Genomic DNA, 12,793 nt, shown 5'->3' with positions numbered 1-12,793 from the left:
ACTTCCCTGAATCCTTCGGATTTAGGGATATACAATAAAAGTCCCCGGCAGAATTAAAAAGATTCTGCCAGGGACGAATATTCTTCGCGGTGCCACCCTGCTTCACATACTATGTGCGCTTTGCGAGATACCAACATATCTCCGGCTACTAACGTAAGCCTTACGTCACAGGATACTCGGCAAAAAACTGATCCTTCGCTACATCAGATCATATCAGGATTTCCGAACCTGTCTTTTCTGACTACATTCGGAAAACCATCAAATGCCTTTCATTGTGCCCTTAGCGGTCCATTTGCGAAACTGTAATTCTGCCGGATTCTCACCATCGCCGGCTCTCTGTGAGAGCATATCCCGTTTTATTTCCGCCTCAACGGTTTAATTTATTAAATTAAAATAATTTTATGTTTGCCTTAAGACTCTGTCAACGAAAATGCATTTGAGATATCAGAGCAAAAATTCATATAAGCCAAAAATAATATTCATGCCTCCCATACATGAGCGCTTGCAGTGCTTCCTTCGCTGTCCGGGTTGTAAAGTTTTTCACGGCCGGAATTGCTTTTGGCACGTTTCACCTTGAGGGCTTCCGGAGTGGACTCGGCCTCAACGGTACTCTTATAAACCTTCTTAGTGCCATCTGCGGAGACCTTCTTTCCGCCCGGGTTACCGCCGCCCTGTGAGGCATGGGATACTCCTTTGAAAACCGGCTCCTGATGGTTTCTATTATGGGGCAATGATTCGGCAATTTCAGCATCTGATTCATGAATGAAGCTGTCCTCCTCAGTCTCCTCCGCATCCTCCTCAGTTCTTCCTGCGTTACGGATTTCTTCTTCTCTTGCCTCCATGATCTCACGCTCGGCTTCACGCTTTTCGGCATCCGTCGGAAGCTTTGCATATTCGCCCTTTTCCGCAAATTTTTTGAATATCTCCTGTTTTGCCACAAGTTTTCTGTACTCCGCGGCACATACCGCCATCTTATCCGCTTCGGAAATGTGAGGATTGTTGGTTACAGAATTGACTTTACTAAGAGCTGAATTGGTTTCATCTGCAATTACTCTCTGTGTTTCCTCCTTGGTTTTTGCGGACTTCAGCTTTTTCTCAAAGTTTTTGATTTCGTCCTTCTCTGCCTTGATTTCGGAATACAGTTTTGTGTCCTTCCGTCTGATATAATCAAGTTCATCAGGAGACAGATTGCCGTCATACATATATTTTGTCCTGATCTTGGTGAGCTTTTCGTCGGAATCCTCCTTCTGAGCGGACATCTTGTAAGCATCTTCTATCTTCTGCGCTTCGGACCGGATCATAGTCCGCACCTTCTCGGAAGTAGTCCGGGTGTCATATTTTACAGTTTTCGCTTCTTTCGAAGTAAAATCGCTTTCGTTTTTACGTCGCTCTACCTTCTGCTTCATTTTCTGCGTCCTGGAATAGTTCCCAACAGTCCCGTAACGCATAAAAAACGACATATCTACACTCATGGTAATCTCCATTCCCCACCGTTCCTTCGATGGAAAAACGCACACTACACCTGTTTCACTATCCGATATATCGACTGGAACAGCGATAATATAAAAGTAACCATGTTGTTAACCATATAAGCGGAATGGGTTGACAATCGTTGATATAACAGATATAGTTAACCTGTTAAAAAATCTTGGTTGACCATAAATTGTGATTTAATCGATACAGTAGGAAAATGCAAGGGATGGGTGCCTAGGCTTGCGAGTTGAAAGAACAGACTGTTTGTGATGTCCGTACACGACACACGTCAGTGTGATCGGGTACGGACATCACAAGCAGGATGTACTTTCAATCTCGTGGGCCGGCGCACATCCCTTGCATTTTCCGGCCTGTATCCACTAAACTTAAAGGAGCCCACATCATGCGAAACTCAAAAACACTTGACCTTTGTCTTATAGCACTGTTTACAGCGATTATCTCAATCGTGAGCCAGTTTAACATCCCGCTTCCCGGCGGCGTCCCCATGACATTGCAAACCTTCATCGTTCCGGTTGCAGGCATAGTTATAGGCAGCAGGCGCGGTTTCATGGCAACTCTTTCATATGTGATTCTGGGAGCCATAGGCGTACCGGTGTTTCATGGACTTACCGGAGGCCTCGGCAGCATCATGGGACCAACCGGGGGATTCATCATTTCCTTCCCGGTTATGGCACTTCTTGCAGGAATGTTTTATGAACTCGCAGTGACGATTTCAGGAGAAAGAGTCGGAAACAGAAAAGCAGCCATATATTACGGATTGACCACTGCCGGCCTTCTTGCCGGTACCCTTTTCAATTATGTTGTGGGAGTGCTTTGGTTTATGATCATGACCCATAACACATTGGGTGCTGCCCTCTCCGCCTGCGTGATTCCCTTCATTCCGACAACCATAATAAAGATTGTCCTGGTTTTGATCCTCGCTCCTGCATTAAGACACACCCTCTTCCAGGCAAGACTCATAGGATCTGCAAATGCAGCGTGAAAAACAGTGTATTCAAGCCTCCGATTTCGGAATAAAACCCGGATGAGGAGGCTTTTATTATACGCTCTGACTCGAAATCCTTTCTTATATCAGTTATAATTAACGGTAATGATAAAGCTTAAAGAAAACTGATACAGGAGGCAAACATGAACTATCAGATGAAATATGAAGAATGGCTGGACAGACTTCCGGACACAGACCCGTTAAAGCAGGAGCTGATTTCCATAAAAGATAATCAAACCGAGAAGGAGGAACGCTTCTACAAGGATCTTTCTTTCGGAACAGCCGGACTCAGAGGCAAGGTTGGTGCCGGTACTAACCGCATGAACTTCTATACAGTAGGTAAGGCCACCCAGGGAATCGCTGACTACATCATAGCCCATGGTGAAGAAGCCATGAAAAAAGGTGTTGTCATCGCCCACGACCCTAGACATTTTTCAAAGGAATTTGCAGAGCTTGCGGCAGAGATATTCGCAGCAAACGGCATAAAGGTTTATACATTTCCTTCTCTCCGTCCAACCCCGGAGCTTGCCTTTATGGTAAACCGTCTCGGAACGAAGGCCGGCATAAACATTACCGCCTCACATAATCCAAAGGAGTATAACGGCTACAAGGCTTATTGGGAGGATGGCTGCCAGGTATCAAGCGAGGTTGCGGACGGCATGCTTGAGAAGATCAATGCTGTCGACATCTGGACCGGCGTCAAAAAATCCGATTACGAGGTGGGAATCAAATCAGGTCTTATTACAGTTCTTGGCGATGAATACGACAGAGAGTATCTTGATAAGGTTTTAAGCCTGAAGATCCATGACGGTGACGAGCTGGATCTGGACATCCCTTTTGTTTACACACCGCTTAACGGTGCCGGATCCATACCCTTCCGTGAGATGCTTAAGGAGCGCGGCTTTAAGAACTGGAAGATAGTTCCGGAGCAGGAAATGCCGGATCCGGATTTCACAACTGTAGGGTATCCGAACCCGGAGGATCCGAAGGCATTTAAACTTAGCGAGCGCTATGGCCGTGAATTTGGAGCAGAGCTTCTCATGGCAACAGATCCGGACTCGGACAGATTCGCCATTGAGATCAGAGATGATGAAGGCAATTACATCCCGCTTAACGGAAATCAGACAGGATATCTTCTTGTGAATTACATTCTGGAAGGCCGTAAAACTGCAGGCACTCTTCCTGAGAAGGGAGCAATGATAAAGTCCATTGTCACTTCCACTCTCTCGGATATAATAGCGAAATCCTATGGTGTGGAAATGTTCGAGACCCTTACAGGTTTCAAGAACATCTGCGGAAAGATTCCATATCTTCATGAGAACGGTTACACCTATCTTTTCGGATATGAAGAGTCCGTAGGATATGCAGCCTGCGAAGAGATCCGCGACAAAGACGGTATTTCCGCCGGAATGCTGGTAGCTGAGGCCGCTGCCTACTACAGAAAGCAGGGGAAGACTCTCTATGATGTGCTTTGCGAGATTTATGAAAAGTACGGATACTTTGCCGAGGATGAACCGAATCTTGTTTTGGAGGGAATTGCGGGAGCCAATCGCATAGGGCGCATGATGACATACATTCGCGAAAACCATCCTACAGAACTTGCGGGTGCAAAGGTAGTTAAAATTATTGACTATATAAACGGCTACGAAGACATCCCGGCTCAGAATGCCATGAAATTCTTCCTGGACAACGGTTCCTGGTTTGCCATGAGACCCAGCGGCACCGAACCCAAGATCAAGTTCTATATTTACTCGGTTCAGGACTCCAGGGAAAAAGCCCTCTCCGTCAACCGCCGCTTAAAAGAAGAAATACTGGAATCCATAAATGAAATTGAATGATGAACCGTCCCCGGTGGTTATTTCAGCAGAGGCACAAGAAAAACAACAGCCGGCGGTCATCCATTCAAAAACGTTGAGCTGAGACGAGAAAAATCATAAAAGCTCCCCTTAGAACCACTTGGATACCTTTTTCCTTGTTCCCCTCGCCAAGTCAGATTTTTCATAAAGAAAATATCTGACATTGCTGCCCAAGATTTGTTTTTTAATCTTGGGAGCCGCGCGGCTTTGAGCGGTTCAAAAGAATCCGTCAGGATTCTTTCTTTGGCGAGGGCCTAGTGGTTCTTAGGGGAGCTTTTATAGATTTTTCCGTCGAAGCGACCCGTTTTTGAATGGATGACCGCCGGCTGCGTCAGGATCTCAGTACCCTGAGGACATTGTCAACTGATGAAACCGAGCCGTTATTCAGCAGCACCTTAAGTGCTGTTGTAAGAATGCTCTTATCTACTTCATATACGATGAAGATCATCGGTACTGTGCCGCCTGTGTTGTCGCCGGCGCGCTGCATCATGGTCTTGATGCCGATGCCGTATACGCCAAGAGTAGAGGCGATCTGACCCAGTACACCTGGATGATCCACAGCCTGTACGCGGATATAGTACTGATGTGCGCCCTCTCCTGCAAACTGGAGATCCGCATCATATCTGAGATGCGGGAGAAGATCATAGGCAGCACCCTTTTCGATCTTTCGTGCCACGCTGACCACATCACCCATTACTGCGCTTCCTGTGGGAAGAGGTCCTGCTCCGCGGCCGTAGAACATAAGATTATCTACCGCGTTTCCTGTAATGTAAACGGCATTAAACTCATTGTTAACATTGGCAAGAGGATGGCTCTCGGAAACAAGAGATGGTTCAACATTGCAGGTGACTTTTCCGTCCTCGTTATGGGCAGTTGCCAGAAGCTTTATCTTATAACCGAATTCCTTGGCAAATGCGATATCCTCGCTGGTCACCTTTGTAATGCCCTTTGTGGGGATGTCACCGGGCTTGATACCGATACCGAAAAGAAGGGAAATAAGTATGGACAGCTTGTTTGCTGCATCGATTCCCTCAACGTCAGCTGTAGGATCTGCCTCCGCAAAACCCTTAGCCTGAGCGTCCTTCAGCACTTCTTCATAAGGAGTTCCGTTTTCTGTCATCTTTGTCAGGATATAGTTGGTGGTTCCGTTAAGGATTCCCTGAACCTGGCTGAATTCATTGGAGATGAGGGCGCTGGAGATGGCATTGAGGATAGGGATACCTCCGGCAACGCTGGCCTCAAATCGAAGCATAAGCTGGTTTTTGTAGGCAAGCTCCTGAAGCATCTGTCCGTTGGCTGCGATGGCAGCTTTGTTCGCTGTTACCACATGTTTTCCGGCTTTCAATGCATCCGCCATAAAGGTTGTTGCAGGCTCGATGCCGCCGATAAGTTCGATAACGATGTCTATCTCCGGATCATTTATGATATCGTATGCATCTGTTACATACTTTTCCTTAGGTATATCTATGCCTCTGTCAATTTCTGGGTGACGATTCAGGATCTTCACAATTTCAAGGGACATTCCCGTTGACTGTTCAATCTTTGAACGGCTCATTTCGAGAGTCTGATAGGTTCCCTTTCCGATATTTCCGATACCAAGCATTCCGATGTTTATTTTCTTCATGATCGCTCCGATTAAATTTAATTCTAATTAATTATACCAAACAGAAATGGCATAAATGAAATTTATAACATCTTAGCACATTATTAGTTACCTGTTCAATTTCATTTAAGTAATACCAACGATAATTATACCAAATGTAGTTACAGTATAGCCTGAGTACATGTAGGCCGGAGCCGGAGGGCATCCATTTAGAGCCGTTAAGTTGAGTCTTGAAAAATCAAAAACGAACCCCTTAGAACCACTTGATTCTAAGGGATCCGTTTTTAGATTTTTCTGACGAAGCGCCTCGGCTTTAAATGGATGCCCTCCGGCTCCGGCCGGCTTGCCTATTGGTAAATGTTATTTAGTAGTATCCGAATTCCTGTCCCCAGTACCACTTTCCGCCGCTTTCGTAAATGCCTATTCCGCATGACTTAAAGCTTGCGTTCATTATGTTCTCGCGATGCGCCGGGGAGTTCATCCATGCGTTCACTGCGGCGTCAGGTGAATTATAGCCCTGTGCGAGATTTTCACCATACATTATATTCGGGGCTACGGTGTACCAGTCACTGCCATCGGGTCTTGAGTGCGAAAAGAGAGATGGAAGCTCCGCTGCTCTTATCATCGCGCAGGCTGCAAGGCTGTCGTCCCATTCCAGGGCTGCCAGTCCGCTGCCGGCTCTTTGCTGGTTAACCAGATTAAGAGCGTTTTTAGAGTTGGTTTGAAAACTCTGGCCCTGCCACAGGCTGTTTCCCTTTGCAATTACATTTGGATCTACCGAACCCGCAGGTGCTGCTTTCGGCCTGCTTCGTGTAGCTGCATCATCTCCTACGCTGCCTCCGGATCTTCCTTTAACTATTACAAGTACAGCCACCAGACATATAACGAGCAGTACGCCCGCTATACCTAGCTTACGATTAACTTTTATTCCTTCCTTCATAACCTTGTCCCCCTGGTATTAAATTATTTCCATTGTAATTTTACTCATAATTGCAAGGTTTCGCCATTAATATTTCGTTTTTTTAATCTTCTCCAAGTGATGTCATCACATAGCGGAAAATTTCATTTCCCTTCTTGTCAACACAAGCATAGGAATCTCCGTCGAAGAATGAAGCATAACCATCGTACAGATATGGATAAGCCTTGGTTTCCAGTATAACCTTCAGGTCTTTGTTATAGATCCTGCAGCTGTCATTGTAATCCTCTGAGCCCAAGAACAGCCATTCATTGGTCAGATTGTCGCTGACAACATTGACATAACCGTCATAATCCATAAGCTCATTCAGATTCTCGTCATACATCCACTGATGGTTTTTACCGGTTGTGTCATCATAAGAGCTTACGGCGATATAAGGTACATCCGCCACACCGTTTAAGGTGTAGAATGCATTGGCATAACCTGCACCCTTTACAAAGATGCGCTTTCCTGTCATGACATTCATGAGCCATACGCCGGTATCCTGGATCTCATAAGAGTTGTCGGGACCGTCCTCTGTGCCGGTTGCAAAGGCTACAGGGATCTTGTCGCAGTACTGCCATACGTCATCATCATCTCTGAAAAGCTCGTTGCCCTCGTTGTCAAATACTGCTCTCTTCCAGCGTGAATCCTCTGTATAGTCGCTTGTATAGAAGCCCCACTGATATACTCCTGTGCTGTCGAAGCCGTCTATGGTCTTTATGAGATAACCCTTTGGATCAATGACATCCACATGGTCTTCTGCAACACCAAGCATATTGCCGTTCTTAAGCTTGTCTGCGTAAACATAATTGTTGCCCAGAATGTTGTCACCGTACTTGTTGATGATAACAGCAGAGTCATCCTTTCGTGCAAATGCAGTTCCATCGGTGAAAGGCTGTGCATACTGGAAAGGACCCATAGCTATCTTGTGGTCGTTTTCATCAATGTAGTAGTAACTGTCATACAGGTAGAATACATAGTAGCCGTCGCCATAGGAAACGTCATACAGAGAATCGGTATCATTGAGAAGCTCCGTGAGTTTTCCGTCATTGGCTTCATCCAAGGTTTTGTAATCGAGAACGATATTTCCTTTGTTATCGTAGATCACGAAATCATTGGTCTCAGAGTTGGCTTTACATAATACATGATCCTTCATGCCGCTGATGTAGCCGTATTCAGGTGAAACAAAGCTTCCGTCCGGAGAGATGAGCTGGCGGTGAATGTTTTCATCCGGAACATCTATCTCATCTGAGCTGTTGTTCTTTGCACCTTCAACAGGGTCGTACTTACATACTTCATAATACGGCAGATAAAACTCATTGTAATCTGCAGGATCATAGTAGGAAAGAACCTCAATGCTGTTGTAAACAGGATCTGTAATGAGGTGTCCCTTTGTATCAAAGAAGCCGCACATGTATCCGCCGATATAAGAGTAACTCTCATCCTCGCCGTACTGGACATCCACAACGAGAGGACTGCCGCAATAAGGAAGCAGTAAGCCGTAATCACCGCCGGGCTCCACTGAGGTAAGTGTGCCTTCGGGTGCGTCGTTAAGGCGGGTGTAGTTTGCCTCAGGTGCAGGCTTTGCTTCGACACCCTTGCTATCGTACATGGATACATCCATGACGGAAACGTAACCCTTTGAAGCGACAAGGCGCTGACCGTCTACAGACATGATCCAGTCGTAGAGAACTCTTGCTGCCTTGGCTCTGCTGTCCTCAGGGTCTGTCTCCTCCGGAATAACGGCATAGTATGCGTTACGATGAGGATACTTCTTTTCACGGATGGTTGCAGGCTCAGGTTTTACTCCGTCAACGGAAATGATCTTTAACCCCTTTGCCTTTTCCATATCATTAGCGTAGTAGTATACGGAATAGCCAATGGCATTGGCGGAGTTGTCATAGGATTTAACCGCGGTCATTAACTCTCCCATTTCTGAGGCTACAAGGCTTGAAGGCGGAGTAACCATAGGAGTATCTTTCATGATGTGCTTCAGGATAAGTGCCTGTGAGCCGGCGCCTTCATTACGCTGGAATGCCTTGATCTCGGCATCATTACCTCCTACTTCCTTCCAGTTGGTGATCTTTCCGGAATAGATATCTCTGATCTGTTCGGTGGTCAGGTTATCAACCGGGTTATCCTTATTGACCACAAAGATAAGTGCATCGGTTGCAAAATCCTCTATACGGTACTTGAAGCCTGCGTCTGCCATTTCCTGAAAGACCTTGGCATTCGGCTCACCCACGATGAGCATATCGGCCTCACCCGCAAGAAGATTCCGGAAGGACTGGGTAGTACGGTTGAATACGCAGAAATCTTCGGCTTCTTTTTCACTTATGCCAAGAAGCGCTGAGGTCAGAGTTTTACCGAGAGGTACAGTTGAGGTGGAACCATCAAGCCTTGGAAAATTTTCTTTTGTGAAATCGAAATCGGGAAGCTTTATCGGCTCGGATTTCTTTTCTGTGTTTGCTTCTTTTGATTCCGAAGTTTCTCCCGAGTCTTCTGACTCAGGGGTTGTTTCAGCTTCAGTGCCTGCAGCGCCGGATTCTGTGCCTCCGGAAGGCTGAGGATTTGGATTATTTGCGTTACATCCAATCAGGGAAACTGAGGCTGCCATCAGCATAGCGATCAGTAAACGTTTCTTCATAAAACCTCCTTTTGCCGGAGCAGGATGATTACTTCTTCTCAACCCCATCCACTCCGGGAATAAAAAAGAGCGTGATTTCCAAAGAAACCACGCTCCATAGTTACGTATCGGACAAGGATCAGGCCTCATAGTCCTGCCCTCTGTTCTTCCTCATTCTGGTATATGAAAGATTTACCAGATCCTGAACAGAGCTGCATTCGGAAGCTCTGGCCATGCCGAAATCAGCATGAATGGTACATTTAAAGCCGTTTAACATATCGATCCGGTGTATTTCGGCCTCTGCTTTCTGTACAAGATCCATCATGCCGTTAAAGCTTGTGGTTTTTCTGCATATAGAAAACTGACCTCCATTGGTTCTTGAAAGAATAAAACCGGTATTGAAAACAGATCTCAGAATGTCTGCTGTTTTTTTCAGAAGTGTCTGTGCAGCAGCATCACCGTAATCTTCCACGATGCCGGAGTATTCCCTTATGGAAAAAGAGATATGCGCATAGTTCTCCCGAGTCTTTTTATAGATATCATCGAGATCCAGCATGGCAATCATAAGCCCCTTCACGTTCATAAGTCCGGTAACCGGATCTTCGAGATCCAGCCGGCGGGCTTCATTGCCATTATCAGGCTCTTCAGTGTCCACAAAGAATCCAATAAGACCACATATTTTACCTTTATTATACATCGGATACTTGTTTACTGCCACATGATGAACCACTCCGTCCACAACATTTTTGCCCAGGGCCTTTATGACAGCTTCACCCTTGTTTATAACCTTCTTGTCAATGTTTCTGCCGGAGGCGCTGTCGATCCGGAAATCAAGTTCCGCGTCTGTTCTGCCTATAAGCTTTTCGGGAGTCAGATCGTAATAATCGTAAAATGCTTTGCTTGCTCCCACATAGCGAAGTTCCGTATCCTTCCAGAAAATTCTGTAAGAACTCTTATTGGTGAGTATGTCCCAGGCATTTTCCGCCTCAATGTGACGGTCGGAAGCAGTGGCACCATTCTTGAGCAGTCCTTCGATGATCCACATAACTTCCGGGTCATTAATGATGGCAGGCTTTGAGCTGACAAGGAGTTTGTGTGCATTGTCACCTCTGAAGGAGGTAACGGTAAACTCTGTCCATTCATAACTTCCGTTCACCTGTCGCATGCGGAATAATGCCGAGAAGTTGCCGTTCTTGTACTCTCTCAGCTTGTTTTTGATATTTTCCGGAGAGACGAATCTCTTCCACCGATCCTGCTCACTTGGATGGATATATCTTGAAACATTATCCGAGTAGTAGGTTTCCGGAGTTTCGATGGTACTTCCCACGGTCTCAGAAGGTATATTGGTAGATATGATGGTCCCCTTGTGTTCGTCGAGGTCTACGTAGTGAATGCGGTCATAATTAAACATTATCTTTCTGGCAAGGGCATCCAGTTCGGAGGTGAACTGCCGCTCCTGCTCATATACCAGACTGTCCATGGTAGCAAATATCACGGAAAGATCGTCTGAGGAAGAAAGAATCCTGAAGGAAAGCTTGTAGTAGTTGCCGTTGGCAAGGAATGTCATATATTCTTCCTCGTTGTTGTTTTTTGCCTTGAAGGCAAGATCCCGGCACTTTCTGCCCTTGGGACTTTCAGGATGGTTCATGTCAGCTTCCAGAGACTGAATATCCTTATAACCGGCGGTCAAAAGAGTTTCATTAAACTCTTCATTGCTGTATAGTCCCTTAAAGTATTTGCCATCATGAAGGAGCAGCGCCACCGGATTGTCAACGATGACATTGGTGAGACCTGCTTTGTCGTACATGACGGAAACACTTCTTGACTCCCACCTGTAGCCTTTCTTTTTCAGTTCCTTCATGAGGATATCGCAGGGCATGGCACTTCCGAAGAGATTACCCTGGATCTTTTCGCAGCCGATGCTTCTAAGGAAACTGAGCTGTTCTTCTGTCTCAACTCCCTCTGCCAATGTGTGCATACCCAGCTTCTTTGACATTTCAACGATCATGGACACTATGGTCTTCGCCTTGTCGTTGAAATTGGTGAAGAAACCCATATCTATCTTTATCTCGTCAAAGAGATAATCCTTAAGAACATTAAGGGAGGAATAACCGCTTCCGAAATCGTCCATCCAAACCTGGAAGCCTTCGTCGTGGAATCTGTCGATATTCCTCGAGATGATACCGTTATCGGAAACCAGAGAGGTTTCGGTTATTTCAATGTTTATGAGACTTTTACGTATCCCCAGGGCTTCCGTAAGCGTGGATATATCTGTTACAGGGTCGTTGAAAACAAAGTCGGTTCGGGAAAGGTTAACAGAAATAGGAACCACAGGGAGTCCGTTTTCCTGTCTTTCCTTAAGGAGCTTCGCAACCTCCTTTACCACATAAAAATCAAGATTATAGGAAATTCTGTTCAGTTCCAAAAGCTGTATAAAGTCATTGGGATAAAGTAATCCATAAGTCGGGTCATCCCAGCGGGAAAGAGCTTCAAAACCACAGAGCTCACCTGTGAGGGTACGCATTACAGGCTGCAGACATATCCGGATCCATCCGTTATTGATGGCAGCATCCAGGTTTCTGACCAGATAGTCCTTTTTGGTATTTTCGTCTGCCAGTTTTTCGTCAAACCATACGAAACCGGAATTGTAATTATTCCTGAGGGTATCGCAGGCCATACGGGCCCTGTTGCAGGCAACGTCCACGGAGATGTTCTCATCCTCAATACCATAGATACCTATACGTACGGGCAGGGTGTGTCCATTGTTGATATTCTGTATCTGTTTAATGATTCCGTTTAGCTCGATATCGATGCCTACTGCACGGGTGAAGACGTAGAAACGGTCTTCACCGAACCTTGAGCAGTATTCCTTACCGAAATGCTGCTTCAGGATATTCGATATACTGCAGAGCAGAAGGTCTCCTGCCTCCTGACCGAAGCTTGTGTTGAAACCCTTCATGTCTTTTAAGTCAAGGGTTAGGACAACTGCCTGACCGTATCGTTTTATAAGTCCGGGGATATCATTTTGAGCTTTTTTCAGAAATGAGCGACGACTAAGAAGCCCTGTCAGCGGGTCGAACTGAAGCTCCACAGGGACATTGAAAGAATGAAATTGTTTATCTATATGACTTAAATCAGTTATATTTGCAGGATCATCCATATTTATTCAGCTCCGTGATAGTATGTGTAAAAATATCGTTGAGCTTTGATGTTAATATCAATGCCGGCGAGAAAAAACTTTCCTGATACCGGTCACGTACAAAAAATATTT

General features: G+C 45.7%; 7 protein-coding genes. 2 read left to right on the top strand and 5 right to left on the bottom strand.

Annotated features, from left to right (window positions below; genetic code table 11):
* Positions 1-479: 479 nt before the first annotated feature.
* Positions 480-1,406, bottom strand: a complete 927-nt coding sequence (locus tag BLV86_RS04185) for a hypothetical protein (RefSeq protein WP_139297877.1) — start codon at positions 1,404-1,406, stop codon at positions 480-482.
* A 470-nt stretch (positions 1,407-1,876) separates the two neighbouring features.
* Here BLV86_RS04185 and BLV86_RS04180 point away from each other — a divergent pair, with 470 nt between their 5' ends.
* Together BLV86_RS04180 and BLV86_RS04175 are read left to right on the top strand one after the other, a co-directional pair.
* Positions 1,877-2,476, top strand: coding sequence for a biotin transporter BioY (locus BLV86_RS04180; protein ID WP_044916498.1), 600 nt, complete (start codon positions 1,877-1,879; stop codon positions 2,474-2,476).
* Positions 2,477-2,622: 146 nt separating this feature from the next.
* Positions 2,623-4,317, top strand: coding sequence for a phospho-sugar mutase (locus tag BLV86_RS04175; protein ID WP_090815235.1), 1,695 nt, complete (start codon positions 2,623-2,625; stop codon positions 4,315-4,317).
* 349 nt (positions 4,318-4,666) lie between these two features.
* Here the strand turns inward: BLV86_RS04175 and BLV86_RS04170 are convergent, their stop codons facing one another.
* The 4 genes from BLV86_RS04170 to BLV86_RS04155 form a co-directional block, all read right to left on the bottom strand.
* The gene (locus BLV86_RS04170; protein WP_031550826.1) at positions 4,667-5,959 is read right to left on the bottom strand and encodes a homoserine dehydrogenase; all 1,293 of its coding nucleotides are present in this window, start codon (positions 5,957-5,959) and stop codon (positions 4,667-4,669) included.
* Between the two features lie 343 nt (positions 5,960-6,302).
* Positions 6,303-6,878 (bottom strand): CAP domain-containing protein, encoded by a 576-nt coding sequence (locus BLV86_RS04165; protein ID WP_049962348.1) that lies wholly within the window; start codon positions 6,876-6,878, stop codon positions 6,303-6,305.
* An 82-nt stretch (positions 6,879-6,960) separates the two neighbouring features.
* Positions 6,961-9,543 (bottom strand): substrate-binding domain-containing protein, encoded by a 2,583-nt coding sequence (locus tag BLV86_RS04160; protein WP_175456437.1) that lies wholly within the window; start codon positions 9,541-9,543, stop codon positions 6,961-6,963.
* Positions 9,544-9,661: 118 nt separating this feature from the next.
* Entirely contained in the window at positions 9,662-12,682 is a 3,021-nt protein-coding gene (locus BLV86_RS04155; RefSeq protein WP_090815233.1) for an EAL domain-containing protein, read from the bottom strand.
* Positions 12,683-12,793: the final 111 nt, after the last annotated feature.

This window comes from Oribacterium sp. KHPX15, assembly GCF_900107835.1.
GTDB lineage: Bacteria > Bacillota > Clostridia > Lachnospirales > Lachnospiraceae > Oribacterium.
Note: the sequence above shows the minus strand (reverse complement) of the source record. Positions and strands in the feature narration are given on the sequence as shown.

What these genes read in the sequence shown, in the direction of transcription:
- BLV86_RS04185 (WP_139297877.1), bottom strand. Translation starts at nt 1,406, where the DNA reads ATGAAGCAGAAGGTAGAGCGACGTAAAAACGAAAGCGATTTTACTTCG.
- BLV86_RS04180 (WP_044916498.1), top strand. Translation starts at nt 1,877, where the DNA reads ATGCGAAACTCAAAAACACTTGACCTTTGTCTTATAGCACTGTTTACA.
- BLV86_RS04175 (WP_090815235.1), top strand. Translation starts at nt 2,623, where the DNA reads ATGAACTATCAGATGAAATATGAAGAATGGCTGGACAGACTTCCGGAC.
- BLV86_RS04170 (WP_031550826.1), bottom strand. Translation starts at nt 5,959, where the DNA reads ATGAAGAAAATAAACATCGGAATGCTTGGTATCGGAAATATCGGAAAG.
- BLV86_RS04165 (WP_049962348.1), bottom strand. Translation starts at nt 6,878, where the DNA reads ATGAAGGAAGGAATAAAAGTTAATCGTAAGCTAGGTATAGCGGGCGTA.
- BLV86_RS04160 (WP_175456437.1), bottom strand. Translation starts at nt 9,543, where the DNA reads ATGAAGAAACGTTTACTGATCGCTATGCTGATGGCAGCCTCAGTTTCC.
- BLV86_RS04155 (WP_090815233.1), bottom strand. Translation starts at nt 12,682, where the DNA reads ATGGATGATCCTGCAAATATAACTGATTTAAGTCATATAGATAAACAA.